The 21,914-nt window shown below is 40.6% G+C and carries 25 protein-coding genes; 16 read left to right on the forward strand and 9 right to left on the reverse strand.

Going from position 1 to position 21,914, the window contains the following annotated elements; translation table 11 throughout:
* Positions 1-26: 26 nt before the first annotated feature.
* Both KDW99_RS10200 and KDW99_RS10205 read left to right on the forward strand, forming a co-directional pair.
* Positions 27-329, forward strand: a complete 303-nt coding sequence (locus KDW99_RS10200; RefSeq protein WP_255829197.1) for an STAS domain-containing protein — start codon at positions 27-29, stop codon at positions 327-329.
* An 11-nt stretch (positions 330-340) separates the two neighbouring features.
* Positions 341-1,495, forward strand: coding sequence for a fused response regulator/phosphatase (locus KDW99_RS10205; protein ID WP_255829198.1), 1,155 nt, complete (start codon positions 341-343; stop codon positions 1,493-1,495).
* A 28-nt stretch (positions 1,496-1,523) separates the two neighbouring features.
* Here the strand turns inward: KDW99_RS10205 and KDW99_RS10210 are convergent, their stop codons facing one another.
* A complete protein-coding gene (locus KDW99_RS10210; RefSeq protein WP_255829199.1) occupies positions 1,524-2,171 on the reverse strand; it encodes a UPF0149 family protein in 648 nt (215 codons plus the stop codon).
* A gap of 96 nt (positions 2,172-2,267) precedes the next feature.
* On the opposite strand from KDW99_RS10210, the gene KDW99_RS10215 reads away from it, so the two are divergent.
* The 4 genes from KDW99_RS10215 to KDW99_RS10230 all read left to right on the forward strand — a co-directional run bounded on the left by KDW99_RS10215 (position 2,268) and on the right by KDW99_RS10230 (position 6,091).
* Positions 2,268-4,034, forward strand: a complete 1,767-nt coding sequence (locus KDW99_RS10215; protein WP_255829200.1) for a RecQ family ATP-dependent DNA helicase — start codon at positions 2,268-2,270, stop codon at positions 4,032-4,034.
* On the forward strand, positions 4,025-4,549 hold the full coding sequence (locus KDW99_RS10220; RefSeq protein WP_255829201.1) for a SprT family zinc-dependent metalloprotease: 525 nt from the start codon (positions 4,025-4,027) through the stop codon (positions 4,547-4,549). The genes KDW99_RS10215 and KDW99_RS10220 overlap by 10 nt, the downstream gene beginning before the upstream one ends.
* A gap of 120 nt (positions 4,550-4,669) precedes the next feature.
* Positions 4,670-5,509 (forward strand): tRNA 2-thiocytidine(32) synthetase TtcA, encoded by an 840-nt coding sequence (ttcA, locus tag KDW99_RS10225; protein ID WP_255829202.1) that lies wholly within the window; start codon positions 4,670-4,672, stop codon positions 5,507-5,509.
* Between the two features lie 12 nt (positions 5,510-5,521).
* Positions 5,522-6,091 (forward strand): YfaZ family outer membrane protein, encoded by a 570-nt coding sequence (locus KDW99_RS10230; protein ID WP_255829203.1) that lies wholly within the window; start codon positions 5,522-5,524, stop codon positions 6,089-6,091.
* A 61-nt stretch (positions 6,092-6,152) separates the two neighbouring features.
* Here KDW99_RS10230 and KDW99_RS10235 read toward each other — a convergent pair whose 3' ends face one another.
* Genes KDW99_RS10235 through hemN form a run of 3 tightly spaced genes read right to left on the reverse strand, consistent with a single transcriptional unit; the run spans position 6,153 to position 8,873 of the window.
* On the reverse strand, positions 6,153-6,695 hold the full coding sequence (locus KDW99_RS10235) for an adenine phosphoribosyltransferase (RefSeq protein WP_255829204.1): 543 nt from the start codon (positions 6,693-6,695) through the stop codon (positions 6,153-6,155).
* A gap of 24 nt (positions 6,696-6,719) precedes the next feature.
* Positions 6,720-7,481: a fumarate/nitrate reduction transcriptional regulator Fnr gene (gene fnr, locus KDW99_RS10240; RefSeq protein WP_255829205.1), complete on the reverse strand. Its 762-nt coding sequence runs from the start codon at positions 7,479-7,481 to the stop codon at positions 6,720-6,722.
* A 21-nt stretch (positions 7,482-7,502) separates the two neighbouring features.
* A complete protein-coding gene (gene hemN, locus KDW99_RS10245; RefSeq protein ID WP_255829206.1) occupies positions 7,503-8,873 on the reverse strand; it encodes an oxygen-independent coproporphyrinogen III oxidase in 1,371 nt (456 codons plus the stop codon).
* A 183-nt stretch (positions 8,874-9,056) separates the two neighbouring features.
* Here hemN and KDW99_RS10250 point away from each other — a divergent pair, with 183 nt between their 5' ends.
* Both KDW99_RS10250 and tusA read left to right on the forward strand, forming a co-directional pair.
* The gene (locus KDW99_RS10250; RefSeq protein ID WP_255829207.1) at positions 9,057-9,641 is read left to right on the forward strand and encodes an alpha/beta family hydrolase; all 585 of its coding nucleotides are present in this window, start codon (positions 9,057-9,059) and stop codon (positions 9,639-9,641) included.
* Positions 9,642-9,669: 28 nt separating this feature from the next.
* Positions 9,670-9,903 (forward strand): sulfurtransferase TusA, encoded by a 234-nt coding sequence (gene tusA, locus KDW99_RS10255; protein ID WP_255829208.1) that lies wholly within the window; start codon positions 9,670-9,672, stop codon positions 9,901-9,903.
* A gap of 68 nt (positions 9,904-9,971) precedes the next feature.
* Here tusA and KDW99_RS10260 read toward each other — a convergent pair whose 3' ends face one another.
* On the reverse strand, positions 9,972-10,565 hold the full coding sequence (locus KDW99_RS10260; RefSeq protein WP_255829210.1) for a CBS domain-containing protein: 594 nt from the start codon (positions 10,563-10,565) through the stop codon (positions 9,972-9,974).
* A 41-nt stretch (positions 10,566-10,606) separates the two neighbouring features.
* Positions 10,607-10,912, reverse strand: a complete 306-nt coding sequence (locus tag KDW99_RS10265; protein ID WP_255829211.1) for a hypothetical protein — start codon at positions 10,910-10,912, stop codon at positions 10,607-10,609.
* Positions 10,913-11,122: 210 nt separating this feature from the next.
* Between KDW99_RS10265 and adhP the strand changes: the two genes are divergently transcribed.
* Positions 11,123-12,133: an alcohol dehydrogenase AdhP gene (gene adhP, locus KDW99_RS10270; RefSeq protein WP_255829213.1), complete on the forward strand. Its 1,011-nt coding sequence runs from the start codon at positions 11,123-11,125 to the stop codon at positions 12,131-12,133.
* Between the two features lie 77 nt (positions 12,134-12,210).
* On the opposite strand, the gene KDW99_RS10275 is transcribed toward adhP, so the two are convergent.
* Positions 12,211-12,627, reverse strand: coding sequence for a MaoC family dehydratase (locus KDW99_RS10275; protein ID WP_255829214.1), 417 nt, complete (start codon positions 12,625-12,627; stop codon positions 12,211-12,213).
* Positions 12,628-12,694: 67 nt separating this feature from the next.
* Here KDW99_RS10275 and KDW99_RS10280 point away from each other — a divergent pair, with 67 nt between their 5' ends.
* The 7 genes from KDW99_RS10280 to yjjG all read left to right on the forward strand — a co-directional run bounded on the left by KDW99_RS10280 (position 12,695) and on the right by yjjG (position 18,709).
* Positions 12,695-13,339 (forward strand): HAD-IIIA family hydrolase, encoded by a 645-nt coding sequence (locus KDW99_RS10280; RefSeq protein WP_255829216.1) that lies wholly within the window; start codon positions 12,695-12,697, stop codon positions 13,337-13,339.
* A 2-nt stretch (positions 13,340-13,341) separates the two neighbouring features.
* Positions 13,342-14,361: a signal peptide peptidase SppA gene (gene sppA, locus KDW99_RS10285; protein ID WP_255829218.1), complete on the forward strand. Its 1,020-nt coding sequence runs from the start codon at positions 13,342-13,344 to the stop codon at positions 14,359-14,361.
* Positions 14,362-14,523: 162 nt separating this feature from the next.
* Entirely contained in the window at positions 14,524-15,288 is a 765-nt protein-coding gene (locus KDW99_RS10290; protein ID WP_255829222.1) for a hypothetical protein, read from the forward strand.
* A 52-nt stretch (positions 15,289-15,340) separates the two neighbouring features.
* On the forward strand, positions 15,341-16,255 hold the full coding sequence (prmB, locus tag KDW99_RS10295; RefSeq protein WP_255829223.1) for a 50S ribosomal protein L3 N(5)-glutamine methyltransferase: 915 nt from the start codon (positions 15,341-15,343) through the stop codon (positions 16,253-16,255).
* 3 nt (positions 16,256-16,258) lie between these two features.
* Positions 16,259-17,356, forward strand: coding sequence for a chorismate synthase (gene aroC, locus KDW99_RS10300; RefSeq protein WP_114412536.1), 1,098 nt, complete (start codon positions 16,259-16,261; stop codon positions 17,354-17,356).
* 81 nt (positions 17,357-17,437) lie between these two features.
* Complete coding sequence (gene yjjX / locus KDW99_RS10305; protein WP_255829224.1) at positions 17,438-18,004, forward strand: inosine/xanthosine triphosphatase; 567 nt, start codon at positions 17,438-17,440, stop codon at positions 18,002-18,004.
* A gap of 24 nt (positions 18,005-18,028) precedes the next feature.
* Positions 18,029-18,709, forward strand: a complete 681-nt coding sequence (yjjG, locus tag KDW99_RS10310) for a pyrimidine 5'-nucleotidase (RefSeq protein ID WP_255829225.1) — start codon at positions 18,029-18,031, stop codon at positions 18,707-18,709.
* Between the two features lie 224 nt (positions 18,710-18,933).
* Here the strand turns inward: yjjG and KDW99_RS10315 are convergent, their stop codons facing one another.
* Together KDW99_RS10315 and KDW99_RS10320 are read right to left on the reverse strand one after the other, a co-directional pair.
* Positions 18,934-20,511: a sensor domain-containing diguanylate cyclase gene (locus KDW99_RS10315; protein WP_255829226.1), complete on the reverse strand. Its 1,578-nt coding sequence runs from the start codon at positions 20,509-20,511 to the stop codon at positions 18,934-18,936.
* 113 nt (positions 20,512-20,624) lie between these two features.
* On the reverse strand, positions 20,625-21,812 hold the full coding sequence (locus KDW99_RS10320) for an MFS transporter (protein ID WP_255829227.1): 1,188 nt from the start codon (positions 21,810-21,812) through the stop codon (positions 20,625-20,627).
* Between the last annotated feature and the right edge of the window lie 102 nt (positions 21,813-21,914).

Consider the following 21,914-nt stretch of genomic DNA (forward strand, 5'->3'; position numbering starts at 1 on the left):
GGCAACAACCCTAACTCGATTAGCATATGAGTATTTCTATCACCGTTAATGATCCAAAAGATACCGCTACAATCACTATTGTTGGTAGCTTTGACTTCTCTTTGTTTAATGAGTTTCGAGCTGCTTATTCAGATCTCACTAAGTGTTATAAAACGTATGTGGTTGATATGAGCATGGTTGAGTATTTAGATAGTGCCGCTCTTGGTATGCTATTAAGTATGCGCAATGGTGTTGATGAGGGCAGTAATATTCAATTAACTGGTGCCAATGCTTTTATTAAAAATATCCTCATGATCTCGCGTTTTGATAAACGTTTTGATATCCGATAAAGGCTAAATAAATGAAGTTATTATGCGTAGACAGTGAACCCGTTTATCGCGAAATTATTTCTTTATGCGCTGAAAAAGAAGGCGTAACCGTCAACAGTGTGGCTACCTTTGATGAGGCCATTCTTGCTTTCGAAAACGACACTCCAGACATTGTCACGCTTGATGTTATTGTTAAGGGTGGCAGTGGTTATGATTTGGTTCAAAAACTCAAAACTTTATCGGGTAGCCGTTTTGTTCCAATGATTTTTCTCGCGTCCCATACCGCAGATTCAATTATGGATAAGTGCTTTAAGGCGGGTGCTGACGACTTCATTCCTAAGCCATTTAATGAGGTACTTTTCAATATCCGACTTAAAACGCATATGCGGCATGTCGAGTTAATGAAAGAAATGTATCGAAAAAATAAAGCACTAACCTACTATCAAACCATGATAGAGCGTGAGCATGAGATGGCTCATCATGTTCTTGATCACATTCAAACACGTAGTGAAAAGAACTCTGAACAAGTCGCAATCACTAGATTATCTGCTGCCAGTTTTAATGGCGATCTAGCCTTGGTAAAAACACGCTCTGACGGCGCACGTCTTGTATTTGTAGGGGATTTTACGGGTCATGGCTTGCCCGCTTCAATTGGTGCTTTGCCTGTTATGCAAACTTTTTTTGATGCTGCAGATGATGTTATCAGTGTGAATGAATTAGCTGCGCGTATTAATAAAATTCTTGTTAGCATTTTACCTGATTATATGTTTTGTGCGGGTTATCTAATCTTAATGACACAACGAGGTAACATCACTTATTGGGGCGGAGGTATGCCTAATGCTCTTATTAGACGGGTCAGTGGGGAGCTTGATTACTTACAATCTAGCCATATGCCGTTAGGTATCCTTTCGGTGAGGGAGTTTGAGGCCGATCTGCAGAGTAATCACTTAGCTAAGGGGGATACGTTAGTTATTGTGTCTGATGGGGTTTTGGAACTAAAGAACTGCCGTGATGAGATGCTTGGTGAAGATCAAGTTAAAACGCTCATCTCATGTGTATACGGCGAAGAAAATTTAATAGTTGCACAACAAAATATAGAAATAAAACTCGCTGATTATCAGGGAGAATCAGAGCAACTAGATGATATAACTCTTGTTGCCCTAAGAAGTTCTTGCTTGCCATCATGATATGCAAGCAAGGTATTCAGGCTTCAGGCTAAGATTTTTTACCGCTTTTTTTCTTGTTATTGCTCTTTGACTTCGTTTTAGGTTGAGCTTTTGGGAATGGGCGCTTTTCAGGCTCTGTGCGGAGCACCAAGAATAAATCAGTTACTACTTCTGGAATTTGCGCAATGCATGAAGCGGTTAGTTTTTCACTTTGGCGGATTTGCACAACTTCTTCATCATCAAACAAATCTGAAGCAACCATAATAGGCAGAAGCAGCTCAGCAACAACTTCTTCTTTTTCAGCCTCAAACCAGTGACTTTCTGTCATAAATACGCCTTCCATAAAACCGGTGGCCCATTCTTGCAGTTCACTGAGTTCTTCCGGTGATGAACCCATTTCAAGCTCACAAGGCACCATAAAGCCATCTTCGGATTCTAACTCTTTTTGAATATCAACAAAAAGACGAGATAGGTACTGAAGAATTTGCTTTTCTTGTTTTTCATTCTCGAATTGCGGTGTTTCTTCAAAAATAACGGGTAGCCATTTATCTTCCGCTGTCAAAGCAGGGCAAATAGATAGTGCGGTCAAGAAGCCATGAGCCATAACGAAGTTCTGGCATTCTTCATGAACTTGATCCGACTCCAAAAAATTTTCTAACGTCTCTAACTCAAGATCATCAAGAGGTTGGTGTGCCATGCAAATGTTTCCCTAATACAAATTAAGTGAGTGATTCTAGCTAAAAGAAGGCGAAAAATCGATGCAGAAAGTGCTGTGTTAAGGGATAATTCGCAAATGAATTTAAAGACGCTCACACTTTCACGTTTAGGCTACTCTGAATATCGCCCTTTGCAAGAGGAGGCGATCGATGCCTTATGCGCAGGACAGGACGTTTTACTTGCTGCACCTACTGGCGGCGGTAAGTCTTTGGCCTATCAAGCCGCTGGATTGATGCGAAATGGTGTTGCCGTCATTGTCAGTCCGTTGCTGTCTCTTATGTCCCAGCAGGTACAAGAGTTGAACAAAAAAGGCATTAGAGCCAAGTTCCTGAACTCTACTTTGAACCCTGGAGAACAAGATGACTTGGTTTGGGCTTTGCGACATCAGCATATTGACTTACTGTATTTATCTCCAGAAAAACTGGTTCAACCATCGGTTATAGGTTTTCTTCACAGCTTTGATATTTCACTATTCGCTATTGATGAAGCCCATTGCATTTCACAGTGGGGGAGTTTTTTTCGACCAGAGTACAGTCAACTTGGGCAACTAAAATCTTCATTTCCTGACGTTCCTATTATTGCTCTAACTGGCACCGTTGATCAAAAAACCATGACAACGATTCAAGGGTCATTGCAACTTAACAATTGCTTAGTATTGCGCAATAGCTTCGACCGCACCAATATTAAAATTCAAATTGCGCAAAAAAGAAAAGCCAAGCAACAAATTTTGTATTTTTTGCATCATGAGGTCCCCGGTGAAACTGGCATAATTTATTGTCGCTCACGAAAAAAAACCGAAGAGCTTGCCTTTTGGTTAAGCGATCTTGGCTTGCCAAGTTTGAGCTACCATGCCGCCATGTTAGAAGAGGACAAACAGAAGAATCATAAGATTTTTTCTGAGCAACTAGGCACGATTATGGTGGCGACCACCGCATATGGAATGGGGATTGATGTTGCCCATGTCAGGTTTGTGGTTCATTTAGATTTGCCTAGCAGTCCAGAGTCCTATTTTCAGGAAGTGGGACGTGCAGGGCGTGATGGAAAACCGGCTAAATCTCTTTTACTCTACGGCTTACAAGATATGCTGCAAGCGCAACAATTGGCAGCTCTGCAGCCTTTATCTGCAGAAAGCGAGCTACAGCATTTGAGCAGTTTATTTCGTATTTTAGAAGGACGAGGCTGTAGAAGGCAAAATTTGCTAGCGCATTTTGATGAAAGTATTCCAGCTTGCCAGCATTGTGATAGGTGTCTATCAAGCAAGTCTGAACAAAATATGACGACGGCTAGCCAAAAGCTTTTGTCTTTGATTTACCACACTAAAGGGCTACAACCTTTTTCACTGCTTATTCAAGTTTTGCTAGGTAAAAAAACCAAATCTGTTTCTGCTATTAGCGCTCAATCGCTGGCTTTATTTGGTAAAGGAAAAGAGCTGAGTGAAGTTCAGTGGAAATCGGTTATTAGGCATTTAATTGCTTATGATTACATTACACTTGGTCCTTCAAGTATTTTTACTGTACAAATCAACGAGAAATCACGAAGCGTACTGCAAGGGAAAAACCAAATTATTATCCCTAGTGAACACTATTACCCGACTCTTCAAGAAGAGCAGCTTGCAGTAGACAGTCTTAATTGGCATAAGGTTTTGGCTTGGAAGTACAGTCATGACAAAACAGATCTTAGTGAAACTCAGCTTAGGTTAATTTGTTTACATAAACCAAAATCTGTCGCTTCGTTAAGCCGTCTAACTGGCTTATCAAAAGATAAAGTGGCAGATTTTGCTGATACACTCATTAAACTCATCCATGATGTTGATCCCGAAGAGGCTGACACTCTATGCCCTTAAGTTCGCAGCAGACAAACGTAAGTCATGAAGAAGATGTGTTGAGCCTCGTTATTCAAAAGGCAAATGAGTGTTTTGATAAAGCGGATGCTTTTTTTGGCAATAAATTTAAACGCTCAACGTGTAATTTGAAGCAAAGAGGTCGGGCAGCAGGTACCGCCCACTTGCAAAAAAATGAACTGCGTTTTAATCATTTTATGTACCATCAAAACCCTGTTGAGTTCTTAGATACTGTTGTCCCTCATGAAGTTGCACACATCATCGTTTTTCAGATCTATGGCAATACGGTAAAACCTCATGGCAAGGAGTGGAAAGCGGTTATGCTTAAAGTATATGGAATTTCACCTAGCAGAACCCATTCTTTTGAGGTGCCCCCTCAAAAGCAATCTTATGAATACCATTGCGCCTGTCAAAAACATCAATTTACTAAACAACGTCATACAAGAGCCCAAAGAGGCGTTGAGTACATCTGCAAAGGTTGTCGTTCCACATTACAATTTGTTAGCAAAAATAAGTAATATTCTTAAAAGTATCGCTAAAAAATGATTTTTTATGCACTTTTGCCTTATAACCTCCATTTTTGATGCGATAGATACATCCTTATAGTAATATAGACGCGTTTTGTTTACAGCGTGTATATGATGGATTTATCTAATCGACCTAAAGAAAAATTAGAGCTTAATAAGCTCCAAAAACGCCTTCGCAGATTAACGGGCCAAGCTATTGCTGATTTCAATATGATTGAGGATGGCGATAAAGTTATGGTGTGTTTATCAGGAGGTAAAGATTCTTATACTATGCTTGAGATTTTGCGAAATCTGCAGGCAAGTGCACCGATAAGCTTCAGTATTATTGCTGTGAATCTAGACCAAAAGCAACCTGGCTTTCCGGAGCATATTTTACCTGCATACCTAGAAGAGCTTGGTGTGGATTTTCACATTCTAGAACGAGATACTTACAGCATTGTAAAAGAAATCGTTCCTGAAGGGAAAACGACATGTGGGTTGTGTTCACGCCTACGCCGTGGTTCTTTATATGGTTTTGCTGAAGAAATTGGGGCCACCAAAATTGCCCTTGGTCACCACCGAGATGACATTTTGGAGACGTTATTTTTAAACATGTTTTTTGGTGGGAAACTAAAATCCATGCCGCCTAAATTGTTGAGTGACGACGGAAAGCACGTTGTTATTCGACCATTGGCTTACTGCAAAGAAGAAGATATTGAAGCGTTTGCGACAATGAAGGAATATCCAATCATTCCATGCAATCTTTGTGGTTCACAAGAAAATTTACAAAGACAAGTCGTGAAAGACATGTTGCAAAAGTGGGAGAAGGAGTTTCCTGGGAGAACAGAAACCATGTTCTCTGCTATGCAAAACATTGTTCCCTCACACTTAGCAGACACAAACTTATTTGACTTTAAAGGCTTAAAGCAGGAACCTGCGGCTTTTGACCGATTAAATATTATTTCACTATAGGATCGTATAAAGATGTATTTCACTCATAAAGCCTTGCTTCTTACTGCTGGAATTCTAGGGTCATCATTGGTTAGTGCATCAACAGCTACTGTTGCTTTAACAAATGAAACCGTAAAAGGTGATGCGAATTTTGATATGGGGACATATGGTGTAGATGCCGGCTTTTCTTATGATAAAGACGAGAGTATCTCTACAGGATATATTGGTTTGGGTATAGAAGATTCTGACCCTACTGGCCCTTTACAGGTTGGTCTTGGTGCTCGTATATATGGAATAGACACAGATTTAAAAAATGATAGCGATATTTCGGTTGCAATTGCATTAGGTGGTTGGTATCGCTATACAATACCAGAAGCAAATCGCTTAAGTATCTTTGGTTCCCTCTACTATGCTCCAGAATCTCTTTCTTTAACTAACTTAAATCATATGTATGTTTATGAAGTTCGTGCCGAATATATGACTATGAAAAATGCACGGGCATTCGTAAGCTATGGTAAAACAAGAATTGTATATGATAATGCGGCCGGTACACGGAAAGAGGCAAATAACGGATTTGCTGTCGGTGCAACTGTAGAATTTTAATCTATTTAATAAATAAAAAAAGGTGGCTTAAGCCACCTTTTTTATTTAACCGATAAAGATATCAGTCACCATCATACGCACATAAACTGAATACTGGTATATCACTGTCTCTCAACTTCTGGCTTCCACCTAGATCAGGTAAATCTATAATGGCTGCCACTTCTTTAATATTTGCACCTTGGCTCGTTAATAGCTTGATAGCGGCTAATAGAGTGCCGCCAGTAGCGATCAAGTCATCAAACAATAGCACTTCATCACCGGCTTTCACTGCGCCTTCTTGAATTTCTAGCTCAGCTTCACCATATTCTAGAGCGTATTTCTGCGAGATAGTCTTACCAGGAAGTTTGCCTTTTTTGCGTACTAAAATCAGTGGTTTTTGTAGCTCGTAAGCGAGCACGGCTGCGATCAAAAAGCCGCGAGCATCAATACAGGCTATATGAGTGATATCCGTTGCAATATAACGATGTACGTAAGCATCTACAACCATTCTCATGCCTTTAGGATCGCTAAAAATAGGGGTGATATCCCTAAAGCTAATGCCTTCTTTTGGCCAGTCTTCTATTGTTTGAATTAGTGATTTAACGTAAAAATCGTCGTAGAGCATTACAGTATAGCCTCATTTTATGATTCAAATGCGCGCGATTTTACCACAATCACTAGCAACCCCAACGATTTTTTGAATTTCTGGGAAATCAATTATCTCAATTTCCTTACCCTCAACATGTATAAGCTCATTTTTCTGGAAGCGAGTAATAACACGACTGACCGTTTCTACAGCAAGACCTAGGTAATTACCAATTTCACCACGAGACATAGATAGACGAAAAGAGCTTGCTGAGTACCCACGTTTTTTGAATCGGTTAGATAGATTTAATAAAAAAGAAGCTACTTTTTCATCTGCATTCTTTTTTCCTAACAAAACCATCATTTGTTGATCATCTGATATTTTACGACTCATCACTTTAAATAGTTGGTGCTTTAACGATGGGATCTGTGAGGACAACTCTTCAAGATGGCTAAATGGAATCTCGCATACCGTGGTTGTTTCTAATGCTTTTGCTGAGACAGGGTAAACATTGGAGTCAATACCACTCAGACCTACCAATTCACTAGGACAGTAAAAGCCAGTGATTTGCTCTTCTCCAACTGACGTAATGTTAAAGGTTTTTAGAGTTCCTGAGCGCACTGCGTAAACAGAATTAAACGCTTCACCTTGTCGAAACAAAAACTCCCCCTTCTTAAGGGGTTTTTTTCGTTCAATAATCTGGTCTAATCTATTGATATCCTCATCCGCCAACGCAATTGGCAGGCAAAGAGCGCTCAAGCTACAGTTTTGACATTGTGAGGTAAGCGTACTGTTGAACCGTGATTGTGTGTGTGTCATTGACATGTTTATCTCCCTGATCCCGACTTATATGACTTTTGAATATTTTATAGTGCCGTTAAGATATTTATCAAAAGCCATACAAATACAGCGAATTAATAATCTACCACGCTCTGTAACCTGAATAGTGGTCTGCATTCCACTAAGATTAATTTCTAGCATCCCATCTTCCAGTATAGGAGCAAGAGCTTCAACCTCATCAGAAAAATAGTCAAAGAAGTGAATATTATACTTTTTCTCAATGACGGCTGTGTTAAGTTCAAATTGTGAGATTAGCGTCATTATAACCTGATGTCGAATTCTATCATCAAGATTACTAATATACCCTTTAGCGATGGCTAATTGTCCCTTTTCAATACTTGCTCTATAAGCGGATAAATCGGTATGGTTTTGAATGTAAACTCCATTTAAATCGCTTATGGCAGAGACGCCAAATGCAACCAAATCTGTACCTGCATGAGTTGTATAGCCTTGAAAGTTACGCTGTAGCTTACCTTGCTTCTGCGCAATTGCTAAGCTGTCGGTCGGTTTGGCGAAATGATCCATGCCGATATAATCATATCCGGCTGAAATCAGGTACTCGATACTCATTTTTAGAAGGTCTAACTTCATGCTGGATATCGGCAAACTGTCATCTGAAATTCGTCGCTGGGCGCGGAATCGATCAGGTAAGTGGGCATAGTTAAAAAGAGAAATTCGCTCTGGAGACAGTTCAACCACATGAGCCAATGTCTCTTTAAAGCCTTCAATAGATTGATAAGGTAAGCCATAAATCAGATCGAAATTAATCGATTTGATGCCCAGATCGCGAGAATATTCGACAAGGTCGGACACCATTTCAATAGGCTGTACGCGGTGAATGGCTTCTTGAACTTTTGTATCAAAATCCTGAACACCAATACTGATCCGATTAATGCCTTTTTCAGTTAATAATTTTAGTTTAGATCGGCTAATTTCTCTTGGGTCAATTTCGATGCTGTAATCTTGTGTCCCGTCATTAATTAAATTAAAATTTTGCTGAATATTATCAAACAAGACATCAATTAACGCCTCAGTCAGAAAAGTCGGCGTGCCACCACCAAAATGTAACTGTGTTACTTCTTTTGTATGATCCAGCATGAGACTACGTAATCTCATCTCTTCACCTAGTAGTTCTACGTACTCTGCGCCTTTTTCGTACTGTTTGGTGACAATTTTATTGCATGCACAGTAGTAACAAAGGTGAGCGCAAAACGGAATATGAAAATACAGGCTAAGGGGAGCCTCAGAAGGCATTAACATCTTATCAATCAGTGCAATTTTACTGATGCCAGAGTCAAACTGAGGCGCTGTCGGATAAGAAGTATAGCGGGGCCCGGATAAATCGTACTTAGCGATAAGTGAAGAATCCCAAATCATGATGCGTTCCTATTAAAATTTCTAATAGGAGTTTACCCTTTAGTGACAGAGTATTAGCTGACACAGATCAATACTTAGCAAACTGCAGGAAAAACCTTGCATTGCTTTAGTGCCAATAGGCTTTTAGCAAGGTACTAACTAAGGTTCCAATCTGTTTTAATAGAATTTTTTGAAATTATAAATATGAAATCTTTTCCTTTTTATCTTGCTCACGGCGCTGGTGCGGGACATAACAATACTTTTTTAAAGCTACTTTGCGATGCTATATCAAAACAAAGGCAACAAACTGTTGTTCCTGTGACTTTTTCATACATGAAACAGCAAGAACTTACAGGGAAGAGGAGGCCGCCACCACGGTTTAATACTCTTATTCCAGAGTACGCTCGTTGTATCGAAAATGAAGAAGCGTGTATCGTCGCTGGCAAATCAATGGGTGGACGAGTAGCAACGCAGCTTTCACACCTACCTATGACAAAGGCTGTTGTGTGTTTTGGCTTTCCTTTCTATCCTGCAGGAAAGCCTGAGAAACATCGGCTAGCCTTCCTTGAAGAGTTACAAGTGCCGTGTCTTATCATTCAGGGAACACGAGATGCACTTGGGTCATATGATTGGGTAACCCAACAATCACTACCAGATAATGTGAATATTATTTGGATAGAGGGTGCGGATCATGACTTTAAAACCCAAAAAAAATACAATAGAAGTATAGACGAGATTATTTTAGACCTAGCAGTTCAAACAAAAAGCTGGCTAGAAAAGAACACCTAAACCGAAGCTTAATATTGAGAGAAATATTATGGAACACCAAGCTCTGCTTGATGCTACAGACTTACTTTGCCCTGAGCCCGTCATGATGCTTCATGTTGAAATGCGTAAGCTGTCACCAAAAGAAGTGCTAAAAGTCATTGCAACGGATCCGTCAACAACACGTGATATTCCAAAATTTTGTCAATTCCTTGGTCACAAGCTTATGCAGCAAGTGCAAGAAGGAGATATCTATTACTATTGGATTGAAAAGAAGGCTAGTTAAAGAAGAAAGAGGCCAGATTGTCAAGATCTGGCCTCTTTCTTCTTAGCAAAATAAAAACCAAGGGGAAATTAAGCTACTCTCAGTTTTCTTGAGGGTTCTTTATGACCTAGTACTGCGCTTTGATATGTATGTGCGAAGCTAGAAAAACCAACATCGATATCCAAACGAAGCTGACGAGCGACATCGTTAGAAGAGATCAAACCACGTATAGCCTTAGTATCTTCATCGATAACCAGTAAATGCTGCAACTTATTGTTGCGCTGACTAAACAGAAGTGACTCAATATCAGAATTTTTAAGAGATGTGTAAGATAAAGCAAGTAGCGTTTCTTTCGCTCTCATCAAATCCGCCACCATGAGTTCTGATCGCTGAAAACCGTTAGCAACTTGCTTGATAAAAATATCTTCAGACAAATCTTCGAGACTAATAACTCCAATAAAATGATTGTCAGTGTCGACTACTATCTTCATACGTACATGCTCTTGTCTCATTAATTGAACAAGCTCATCCGCACGAGTATTGGACTCAATGACTCTAGGTCCCGCCTTTTGAAAGTCAGTAAAAACAGATAAAGCTGGAGAATATAGGTTTATATTTTCTGTCATTACAGGCCAAGTTAAATCGTTAACGCTTTTTGTAGATACATAAGTTAAAGTTTTCATGATAAATCCCCAATGTAAAAAAAAGATAGATTGCGCGTGGGTTATATCAATGAAAAAGGCGGGGCTCTGGGATTGGTGTGATCAATAATTTTGCTGATAGCGGGAAGGCTATAATGCGGAAAAATGACAGCCATCGAGGTAGAAGCATGAGTTGTAAATGCAATAACTGCAAAGCTGTCGGCGTCTGGCTCATTGCTTTGATCAGGAACAACTACTTCACTAAATTTTTGTTCAGTAGAGGGTTCTAACCAACGAAACTGATTTGCTTCTTGAGCATTGGCGCGCTGAGATATCGTCAATAAAGACGATACAATAACGGCAATAATCATCAGCAACTGAATTTTCATGGCAATACCTAATCCTTGTTCCGTCTTCTAAATATAGGCTTGGCACAGACTAAATCCCAGTATTTTTTATGAAATGCCGCCTATTTTCACGATCAGACCTATTACTTAAAAATTGTGACCAATTTCAATATGGTTTGATCTATGTCGCTATTTTGCTCCTCAAATTCAGCTAATCTGTATTCAAGGTTACTCATTTATTGGGAGAATGTTATGAAAGCAGCTGTTGCAAGTGAGTTTGGTGCGATTTTGAAAATTGAAGATATAGCCAAGCCCAAAATAGAGGCTCATCAAATACTCGTAAAAATTCATGCTTGCGGAGTCTGTCACACTGATTTACATGCCTGTCATGGAGATTGGCCTGTCAAGCCAACGCTGCCCTTGATTCCTGGGCACGAAGGTGTGGGCGAGGTGGTAGAGGTCGGAAGTGCTGTTACGCATTTAAAAAATGGCGATCGAGTGGGTATACCATGGTTATTTAGCGCCTGCGGGCAATGCGAATATTGCCTAAGTGGTGACGAAAATCTATGCCTTTCACAACAAAATGCCGGATATTCCGTTAATGGGAGCTATGCTGAATATTGTGCGGCTGATGCTAACTATGTTGTAAAAGTGCCTGAGGGGTTAAATTATATTGAAGCCGCGCCTTTATTTTGTGCAGGCGTCACGACCTATAAAGCGCTAAAAGTTTCGGCAACGAAGCCTGGCGACTGGGTGGCCATTTTTGGGATAGGTGGTCTAGGTCATTTGGCTGTTCAATACGCGGTTGCTATGGGCTTAAGAGTGGTTGCTGTTGATACGGGCGAAGCCAAACGAGATCTTGCAACCTCATTGGGTGCAGAATACTTTTTTGACTTTAAAACGGATGACATTGTTAACGATATTTTAGATAAAACGAATGGTGTGCATGCAAGTGTTTGTACAGCCGTTAGCAAGGCTGGTTTTAGACAGAGTTACGATGTAGTGAGAAGAGGAGGTAAATGCGTCTTGGTTGGTTTACCGCCTGAAGATATGCCATTACCAATTTTTAATACTGTATTAAATGGCGTTAGTGTTGTTGGCTCCATTGTTGGGACTAGAAAAGATCTTCAAGAATGTTTGGAGTTTGCCGCACGCGGTAAAGTCAAAGCAATCATAGAAGAGAAAAAGCTCGAAGATATTAATGATATATTTTCAGATATGGAAAAGGGCGAGATCACTGGTCGAATAGTCATGTCTATGTAGTAATGCACAGAGCATGAAATAAAAAAGGGCGGAGCCATATGTGTGGTTACGCCCTTTTTAATGTGCCGCATAAATATCTATGCTGGTAGCATGATGGTTGCCTCGCCAGTTACAACCACTTTACCTTCACATTCACATACCGTTTTGAGTGTTGCACGGCGACGACGTTCATTGATATCCGTAACCGTTACCGTGGTCACTACTTCTTGACCGACAAAAACGGGGGCGCGGAATTTTAATGTCTGTTCTAAATAAATGCAGCCAGGACCTGGTAATTGAGTACCTATAGCCGCTGAAATGAACCCAGCCGTCAGCATGCCGTGAGCAATAGGCTTACCGAAAGATGTTGTTGCTGCATAATCCGCATCCAAATGTACTGGGTTTGTATCGCCCGTCACGTCTGCAAAAGCCTGCACATCGGCTTGTGTAACCAGTTTGCGATATTCAACATTTTGGTCTATTGCAAGTTGCTCTAATGTATAGCCTGTTGTCATTACCAATCCTTATTTTGTCATTTTCGGTTATGGTACACTTTCGCCGGATTATTCTTAAGAGGTATCTATGGTTAAGTTAGTAATTTTTGATTGGGACGGTACCTTATTTGATTCCATCGACAACATATGTCATAGCATGCTGCAAGCTGGGCGTTTGGCAAATGCGCCTGTAAGAGTGAAAGATGACATAAAAAATATCATTGGATTATCACTTGATAAAGCCATCGACACAGTTTGGCCAGAACTAACCGCCATTCAGCAAAATGCCATTATTGAGCACTACAAGACTATTTATGTTGCATCCGATCAAACGCCACCCTTGGCATACCCAGGAGTGATAGATGTGCTGAACAAGCTAAAAGATTCAGGCATAAAAATGGCGGTGGCAACTGGTAAGAGTCGCCGAGGGCTTGAGCGAGTCATATCATTGACCAATACCAATCACTATTTCGTTGCATCTCGCTGTGCGGATGAAGCACTTTCAAAACCACATCCATTAATGCTAGAGCAAATATTGGCAGAGCTAAATATTCTGCCAGAACACGCCATCATGATTGGCGACACAGAATACGATCTAAACATGGCAACCAATGCTGGAATGAAAAGTATTGGTGTAACGTACGGCGCACATCATGAGGAGCGCCTAAGAGCTTGCCAGCCACACGCTATCATTAACGATTTCAATCAACTATCAAATATTTTAGGGCTATAGAAATGAGCTGGACAGAAGACGAAGATCGCGAGAAGTCACTTAAAAATACCGAAAGCCCGCATGCATCAACAGAAGAAAAAACCGAAAGATCACAGACAGACCCAAACAAAGAAATATGGTCTTTACTGGAAAAAACACTCAGTGAAAACCTTATTGAAAAACGCCGCGCTAGGCGCTGGAAAATTTTCTTTCGTTTTACCACGCTCGCTATTTTCTTGGCTGTGATTGGAGCATGGTTTGCAAAATCAAACTTTCAAGACGTCACGCTAGAAGAGGATATTGTCGCCATGATCCCTATGCGCGGTGTCATCGGTGCTGATAATGAAATTGAGTCCTCAGAATTTGTAGGCTTGCTTGATGCTGCCTATCGCAACTCTCGCTTAAAAGGTGTCGTTATTGAAATGAATAGTCCGGGCGGTAGCCCAGTGCATTCCGGTATTATCTATGATGCCATTCGCGCCAAGGAACAAAACTATCCAGAAATCCCGGTTATCGTGGTTGTTGAGGATATGGCGGCTTCTGGCGGATATTACATAGCGTCTGCTGCAAATGAGATTTACGCAGATAAAGCCAGCTTAGTGGGCTCCATTGGCGTAATTTCATCTGGTTTTGATGCAAGTAACTTATTAGAAAAAATTGGTGTAGAGCGACGTACTTTCACTGCAGGACGCAATAAGGCCTTTCTTGATCCGTTTGCCCCTATGACAGAAGAAGCAAAATTAAAATGGCAGGCCGTATTGGATGAAACTCATCAGCAGTTCATCAATGCTGTTAAAGAAGGTCGTGGTGATAGACTAGTCATTACAGATGATGTTTTCTCTGGCATGGTATTTACTGGCTCTCAGGCTGTAAAAATTGGCCTTATCGATGGTTTAGCTAGTGTAAATGGCATATTAGACTCACGCTTTCCAGATGCCGAACCTGTTGTTTATGAGCCAAAACAAGACTCATGGAAAGAGCTAGCCAAAGAGTTTGGTGTTGAAATGGCAACAAAAGTCATCAACACAACCAATATTCAATAATTTCAATCGCAATGCGACTAAGCTCCTACGGGAGCTTTTTTATTGCCTAAAATTAACACTCAGATGTCGGTTCATGACGGATAGAAGCAACCAGTTTTATTGAAATCATAAATAAGATAAAATAATTATATAAATTATCATATTTAGATTTGGAGACAACTGATGGCTCGTAAAGCGAACATAGCAAGAGAAGAAATTCACCAAGCTTGTTGGGAGCTAATCGAAAAAAACAGCTTTCCCAATATACCTCGCTTAACTGAATACTTTCTGCAAAAGGATGGGCGGCGCTGTTCAAACACCACTTTTCTAAATGCGATTACTCACTGGGAAGAAGCCTATAAAGAACAGCAGCAACATGAATTAAGCGAACTTAATGATGTGTTGCTTCCTGTCTTTAAACGCTTCTCGAGAGAAGTGACTCAAAATATTGGGCTGTTACTCGATGAAAAATCGTCCGAAATTGAACAGCATCAAATACGTAAACAAGAGGCAACACAAAGCGGTTATCTGTCTTTATCTTCAGCGCTAATTGAATTACAAAATACACACGACGCATTAACGTCAAAACACAAAGAAGTATGTGCTGAAGCCGAATCGCTCCAGCAGAAACTTACTTATAGCGAACAAAGGTACCAAGAGGTCATTGCTCAAAATTCAGTACTAACAAATCAGCTTAAACAAGAGCAGAAAGAAAGCACTGAGTTCAGAATTAATCTTGCTCAAAAAGAAGTGGATCTTGCCAAGCAAGACAATCAGCTTATAAAGCTAACCGAGGAAAACGTAAAATTGACCGCATTACTCGAAGAGCATCAAAACAATAAGGCTGCAGATGAAATGACAAAATGGCAAGAAATGACAAAAAAACTTGATGCATTAACCAGCTCAGTGAAAACCATGCAACGCAAAGATAGAGGCCCGAAACAATAACCGCTATAATGTGTCATTCGCCGTATCCGTGTATTCAAATTAAGAAGAGAAGATGAGCTACAAACAAACAGCCGTTCGTGATTTAACCACCATCAAAGATTATATTCGTTGGACATTCAGCCGTTTTCAACAAACGAACTTGTTTTACGGTCATGGTACAGATAATCCATGGGACGAAGCGGTTCAACTCGTAATGGGCGCGTTAAAGCTTCCTCTCGATTTTGATCGTGATATGCTGGACTGCGCACTGACTTATGATGAAAAAAAGCACATTCTTAAACTTGTTCAGACGCGTATCACCAAGCGCGAGCCATTACCGTACTTGTTAGGCGAAGCTTGGTTTATGGGGTTGCCATTTAAAGTCACCAAAGACACCTTAATTCCGCGCTCACCGATTATCTCGCTACTTGAAAGCGAATTTACCCCTTGGCTAAAAAACTACCCATTAAATATTTTAGATATGTGCACCGGCTCAGGCTGTTTAGGCATTGCCGCAGCCCTAGTGTTTGAAGACGCTGAAGTCGATATTTCAGACATCAGCGAAGCAGCACTTTTGGTGGCCACAGAGAATATCGAACGTCATCAAGTGGAAGACAGAGTTCGTGCCATTCATTCAGATATGTTTAAAGGCTTAGCAGGCAAACAATACGATCTTATTATTTGCAATCCACCTTATGTAGATGCCGAGGACTTTGAAAGCGCGCCGGCTGAGTTCCATAACGAGCCAGAATTGGCCTTAACATCCGGTGAAGATGGACTTAATTTTACCCACGAATTTTTAGCCCAAGTCGCGCATTATCTGCAAGATGACGGTATATTAGTATACGAAGTAGGAAACACCGAAGTAGCGTTACAAGCTGCTTACCCTCACATCCCCTTTATGTGGGTTGAATTAGAGCAGGGTGGTAATGGTGTTTTTATCCTAACGAAAGAACAACTTAGCGAACTATTACAAGAGCAGAAATAAACTATGTCTGGTAATACATTTGGAACACTTTTTAAAGTCACCACTTTTGGTGAAAGTCACGGTCTTGCGCTTGGCGCCATTGTAGATGGTTGCCCTCCAGGCATTGAGATTTGTGAAGCAGATCTTCAGCGTGACTTAGACCTGCGTAAACCTGGAACATCAAAACACACCACACAACGTCGCGAAGCTGACGAAGTTAAAATCATGTCAGGTGTGTTTGAAGGCAAAACCACGGGCACACCAATTGGCTTAATCATAGAAAACACCGATCAGCGCTCTAAAGACTACGGTAATATTGCAGATACTTTCCGTCCTGCTCACGCTGATTATACCTATGATCAAAAATACGGTTTTCGCGATTATCGTGGTGGCGGTCGTTCATCTGCTCGTGAAACTGCGATGCGTGTTGCCGCTGGCGCCATTGCAAAGAAATACTTGAAACAACAATTTGGTATCGAAATCCAAGGCTTCCTATCGCAACTAGGCCCAATAAAGTTAGAAGTTAAAGACTTAAGCCAAGTTTATGAAAACAGTTTTTTCAGCCCAGACCCAGACGCCATTCCGCAGCTTGAAGAATACATGACTGCACTACGTCGTGAAGGTGACTCTGTTGGTGCTAAGATTACAGTCATTGCAAAAAATCTTATGCCAGGTCTAGGCGAGCCAGTTTTTGATCGCTTAGATGCTGACATAGCCAAAGCTATTATGAGCATTAACGCAGTAAAAGGCGTGGAAATTGGTGACGGTTTTGATGTTGTAGAACAAAAAGGCAGTGAACACCGTGACGAAATGACGCCTGAAGGCTTTTTAAGCAATCATGCTGGCGGCGTGTTGGGCGGTATTTCATCGGGGCAAGATATTGTTGTCCACATGGCACTAAAACCAACATCAAGCATCACGATTCCTGGTAAAAGTATCGATCGTGCAGGCAACTCAATTGATGTCATTACAAAGGGTCGACATGATCCATGTGTTGGCATAAGAGCAACGCCTATCGCAGAAGCTATGTTAGCTTTGACCATTATGGATCATTTGCTAAGACACAGAGCCCAAAATGCCGACGTTGTTTGTCCAACGCCTATTATTAAAGGACAAGCGTAGGTTTACAATAGTCTAAATACCAAGCCGCTATAACAATTATAGCGGCTTTTTTATTGTTACATCTTTAATTGAGGCGACTAAATGGCTAACAAACTAGGCTCAACCGTTATTCGAGTTTGTGTTGGATCAAGTAATCCAGTCAAAGTAAATGCTGCAAGACAGGCTTTTTCGCAGGCCTTTCCTAATCACATCATTCATTGCGAAGAAATGCATTCTCCTTCTGGTGTTGCTGAACAACCAATGAGCGAAGCAGAAACCCGTCTTGGCGCACAGAACCGCGCTCGCTATTGTTTTGAGAACCATGCTAGCCACCAAGATATGAATTTCTTTGTAGCAATGGAAGGTGGTGTCGATGAATTTGAGGAGGGCGCAGCTACCTTTGCTTACGTCGCCATTTTAAACAGTGAAGGGCATTTAATGACAGGACGTTCAGCTAATTTGCCTTTGCCGAATAAAGTTTATCAACGCTTACTAAGCAATGATGAATTAGGCGACGTTATGGATGAGTTATTTAATACAGATAACATCCGACAAAAAGGCGGCGCCATAGGCTTGTTTACTAATCATGCAGCCACTAGAGAAAGCGTATACACCGAAGCTTTGGTGCTTGCTCTTGCTCCTGCGTTACACCCAGAACATTACATTTAAACACCTATATAAGTAGCAGATACGATGAAATATAAATGGATCTTATTCGACGCTGACGAAACGCTATTTCATTTCGATAATTACGCCGGCCTAAAACACATGTTTGCGCAACATGGCGTTACTTTTGAAAAAGCAGAATACAATGAATACCAAGTTGTAAATAAGCAGCTCTGGGTGGAATATCAAAACAATCAGATTAATGCAGAGCAATTACAAACTAGGCGCTTCAAGCTATGGAGCGATAGACTGGCCATAAGCACTAAAGAGCTTAATAAGCAGTTTTTAGATTCTATGGCGGATATCTGTAAAACGTTACCAGGTGCTGTAGAACTCGTAACGCATTTATATGAAAATAACGTAAAAATGGGCATCATTACCAATGGTTTTGTCCAGCTACAACAGATCCGATTAGAACGAACTGGCTTTTTGCCATATTTCTCACCAGTGGTTATTTCTGAACTCGTTGGCGTAGCTAAACCACACTCGAAGATATTTGAACACGCTTTAGAGCAAATGGGTTCACCAAATAAAGATCAGGTATTAATGGTTGGCGACACACTTGAATCAGATATTTTAGGTGGGAACAACTTTGGAATTGATACTTGTTGGTTGAACCATCATGACAACCAACATCCGCAAGAGATTACACCAACGCATCAAATTAATTCACTGACAGAGTTGTTGGTATGGTTGAAAACTCAATAAGATAAATAATCAAAGTTTGTAGCAACTAGAGTGCTCTATATAGACTCACTATTTCCGATAAATGTTATTATCGGAAATAGTGAGTATTAGGAAATAGCGCTAGTTTTTGATCATAATCTCCAGCTTCATGATTAAATCATCTAGTTTGCTACAAGCTCTCAAGCTTTGCATGTTGCCAACCTTACAACATACAAAGCTTAAGCTGTTACTCGTTTTATTAGAAATTATATTGGTCTATTCGCAATGATACAGCGATTCCGACCTTGTCCTTTTGCTTCATACAAAGCTTGATCCGCCAGTGATAAAGTTTCTTCTATGCTGCTCTCATCAGATATAGGCCAGGCCGCGATTCCAATCGATGTGGTAATGTGACCAACTACGCCAAATGTTTCTTCTGAAATGGCGATGCGTAATCGCTCAGCAATGGCAAATGCGTTTTCGATAGACGTTTCTTTTAATAACAGTACAAATTCTTCACCGCCGGTGCGGGCAACCATATCCTGATCTCTACAAAACCTGTGCAATATTTGGGTTTGCTGCTTAAGGACATCATCACCTACACTGTGGCCATAGTTGTCATTTATGCGTTTAAAATAATCAATATCCAATGCCAAAATTGAAAATGGCATTTCAAGTAATGATAATTGCTTTAGTCTAAACTGAAGTGCTCGACGGTTATTCGCACCTGTTAGCGGGTCTGTTTCCGCGTCACGCTTAAGGTCACCAATCTGGTTTTGAATGACTTTTACACCATTTAACATTGCTCGTTTTAACCCAAAGCTCTCCACATACCAGGAATGAATATTTTCAATGTCCTCGCTAACCGTTGGACTATCAAGCGAGCCAACCTTATCGGTAAGTTGCTGAAGTGGCTTAGAAATGGCTCGTGCAAAAAACCAAATAAATAGAAATACAGCTAAAGCCAGAGGCAATGTGCGTAAAATAACTTTTTCCATAATTCCAGTTAATGGCACTAAAGTGGACTCCAATGGCGTTTGAGTGATTACTGTCCACCCAGTGCTAGGGATTGTTGAATAGCCTGCTAACATTTCAACTCCATTGCTGTTATTCAGTAATAACCCACCTTCTTTTGTCGCTAATATTTCATCTACGCCATCATTATCCATTACAAAGGAGCCGATAAGTTTTTTTTCTGGGTGGTATAGAACTTGTTTATCCTGGTCTATTACATAAATATAAGAGCCATTCTTGTAATAATGCTCATCCAGTATTTTGCTGAGAATGTTTGGGCTTTTGAGATAAATAGCGCCACCAAGAAACCCAAGATAATTACCTTTAAAATCAATAATGGGGGTAGAAAGAAATACGATTAAATTCTTTAATGTTGAGAGGTATGGGCTGCTTATCAGCGCCCTCTTTTCTTCTAGCGCTTCAACACTACCCGTTGATGAGAGCTTCATTCCAACTAGGTCTAATGCTTGTGGCGAAATTGCCTGAATATGGCCAGAAGCATCACTAATGACGACAGAGTTAAAGCTATCTGTTTGAAACATAAGTCGATTGGCCTCTTCTTTAAGGCGAGAATCGTCATTCATTTTATTAAATAACGCCTTGGCTGAGTAAGCAAGCTGCTGTTGAGAAGAGTTCAGAAAGGTTTCGGTAGTGTCGGATAGTTTATTGGCGTAAGCCCTATTTACTTCTATTGCTTGCAGAATTAACTGCTCTTTCTGTACTTCATAGTTCGAATAAAAACTATTAATGAAAGTTAAGATGGTGGCGGATAGCGCTAAGAGTAGAATTAATCGATTGAGCTTCAAGAATTTACTTTTTAATACGGTCAAAACAGTTCATCCATTACATTGATTTTAACATCTCACTACATACTACACATGAAGTTAAAGCATAAAACAAGGGGTGCATACTGCACCCCTTGTTTTGATCTCATTACCGATTATCAAGCCACACTATTTTCTGTGGGATTGGCTTTGGATATCTGGCTGGATTTCCGTCGATTGAACCAAACCATAACAAGTGCCAAAAATGAGAGTAAAGCGGCCGCACTCGGGATCCAATCAAAGCTGAAACCGATACTAATAACCAATCCACCTAGTGCGGCACCTAAAGCATTGCCTAAATTGAATGCACCAATATTTATAGAGGATGCTAGACCTGGTGCTTGATCAGCAATCTTCATGACCTGCATCTGTAATGGCGGTCCACTGCCAAATATTACAACACCCCACAGTAAAGTAGTTAATCCCGCACCAATAAGCGTCGTAGACGTAAAGCGAAACATCAATAAAACCAAAACCTGCAAGCCTAGAAAGACAAATAAAGCCAGGTCTGGTGACTTATCAGTAATTTTACCGCTGATATAATTTCCTAGTGTAAAACCAATACCCACCAACATAAGCATGGTAGCAATAGCGTTATCCGACGCTTTCGCCAACGTCTGCATAATAGGTGCAATGTAAGTATAAAGCGTGAACATGGAACCAGCGCACAATACCGTTGTAGAGAATGCCCTCAAAGCAGCAGGTTGCATGATAGCCTTGAGTTCTGTTTTAACGTCTGGCTTTTCAGCTCTAGGCATCGCTGACAAACTCCTTAAAATACCAACAAAAGCAATCCCCCCCAATAAAGCGGTTACCGCAAACGACAAACGCCAATCAAAAGTTTGCCCTAACCAAGTGGTAATTGGTACACCAACAATATTAGCAATGGTCAAGCCTAAAAAAATCGACGCTACTGCTGATCCTTTTTTATTAATAGGCGCAAGATTCATCGCAACAACAGCACCAATGCCAAAAAAAGCACCGTGAGAAAGGCTAGTAATCACACGAGACACTAAGAAAGTCTCATAATTAATGGAAATGGCTGAAAGCACATTGCCAATAATAAAAATGATCATTAGAGCTAACAAAGAGGTTTTATGACTATAGCGCGTTAAGTATAAAGTAATTAAGGGCGCACCAATCATTACTCCAACAGCGTAAGCGCTAATGAGCAAACCAGCCGCAGGAATGGACGCATTCACACCATCTGCAATAACCGGTAACAAGCCCATAGGCATAAACTCGGTTGTCCCTATTCCAAAAGTCCCTAATGCAATGGCGAAAATACCCCACTGATAAGCAAGCATAAAAGCTCCCAAGATTGATTCAAGATTTGTTAGTAGAAGTGACTATGTAAGATTGAAAACAAAATAAGCCAAGAGCTTGCACCCTTGGCTTATTAATCAACA

This window comes from Marinomonas rhizomae (assembly GCF_024397855.1).
Lineage (GTDB): Bacteria > Pseudomonadota > Gammaproteobacteria > Pseudomonadales > Marinomonadaceae > Marinomonas > Marinomonas rhizomae_A.

Coding starts and splice junctions, on each gene's coding strand:
- adhP (WP_255829213.1), top strand. CDS start 11,123: ATGAAAGCAGCTGTTGCAAGTGAGTTTGGTGCGATTTTGAAAATTGAA.
- KDW99_RS10290 (WP_255829222.1), top strand. CDS start 14,524: ATGGCTCGTAAAGCGAACATAGCAAGAGAAGAAATTCACCAAGCTTGT.
- KDW99_RS10205 (WP_255829198.1), top strand. CDS start 341: ATGAAGTTATTATGCGTAGACAGTGAACCCGTTTATCGCGAAATTATT.
- KDW99_RS10275 (WP_255829214.1), bottom strand. CDS start 12,627: ATGACAACAGGCTATACATTAGAGCAACTTGCAATAGACCAAAATGTT.
- fnr (WP_255829205.1), bottom strand. CDS start 7,481: ATGTCAATGACACACACACAATCACGGTTCAACAGTACGCTTACCTCA.
- KDW99_RS10220 (WP_255829201.1), top strand. CDS start 4,025: ATGCCCTTAAGTTCGCAGCAGACAAACGTAAGTCATGAAGAAGATGTG.
- KDW99_RS10200 (WP_255829197.1), top strand. CDS start 27: ATGAGTATTTCTATCACCGTTAATGATCCAAAAGATACCGCTACAATC.
- yjjX (WP_255829224.1), top strand. CDS start 17,438: ATGGCTAACAAACTAGGCTCAACCGTTATTCGAGTTTGTGTTGGATCA.
- KDW99_RS10210 (WP_255829199.1), bottom strand. CDS start 2,171: ATGGCACACCAACCTCTTGATGATCTTGAGTTAGAGACGTTAGAAAAT.
- prmB (WP_255829223.1), top strand. CDS start 15,341: ATGAGCTACAAACAAACAGCCGTTCGTGATTTAACCACCATCAAAGAT.
- KDW99_RS10235 (WP_255829204.1), bottom strand. CDS start 6,695: ATGCTCTACGACGATTTTTACGTTAAATCACTAATTCAAACAATAGAA.
- KDW99_RS10250 (WP_255829207.1), top strand. CDS start 9,057: ATGAAATCTTTTCCTTTTTATCTTGCTCACGGCGCTGGTGCGGGACAT.
- KDW99_RS10215 (WP_255829200.1), top strand. CDS start 2,268: ATGAATTTAAAGACGCTCACACTTTCACGTTTAGGCTACTCTGAATAT.
- KDW99_RS10265 (WP_255829211.1), bottom strand. CDS start 10,912: ATGAAAATTCAGTTGCTGATGATTATTGCCGTTATTGTATCGTCTTTA.
- tusA (WP_255829208.1), top strand. CDS start 9,670: ATGGAACACCAAGCTCTGCTTGATGCTACAGACTTACTTTGCCCTGAG.
- yjjG (WP_255829225.1), top strand. CDS start 18,029: ATGAAATATAAATGGATCTTATTCGACGCTGACGAAACGCTATTTCAT.
- KDW99_RS10260 (WP_255829210.1), bottom strand. CDS start 10,565: ATGAAAACTTTAACTTATGTATCTACAAAAAGCGTTAACGATTTAACT.
- KDW99_RS10230 (WP_255829203.1), top strand. CDS start 5,522: ATGTATTTCACTCATAAAGCCTTGCTTCTTACTGCTGGAATTCTAGGG.
- ttcA (WP_255829202.1), top strand. CDS start 4,670: ATGATGGATTTATCTAATCGACCTAAAGAAAAATTAGAGCTTAATAAG.
- hemN (WP_255829206.1), bottom strand. CDS start 8,873: ATGATTTGGGATTCTTCACTTATCGCTAAGTACGATTTATCCGGGCCC.
- sppA (WP_255829218.1), top strand. CDS start 13,342: ATGAGCTGGACAGAAGACGAAGATCGCGAGAAGTCACTTAAAAATACC.
- KDW99_RS10320 (WP_255829227.1), bottom strand. CDS start 21,812: ATGCTTGCTTATCAGTGGGGTATTTTCGCCATTGCATTAGGGACTTTT.
- KDW99_RS10280 (WP_255829216.1), top strand. CDS start 12,695: ATGGTTAAGTTAGTAATTTTTGATTGGGACGGTACCTTATTTGATTCC.
- aroC (WP_114412536.1), top strand. CDS start 16,259: ATGTCTGGTAATACATTTGGAACACTTTTTAAAGTCACCACTTTTGGT.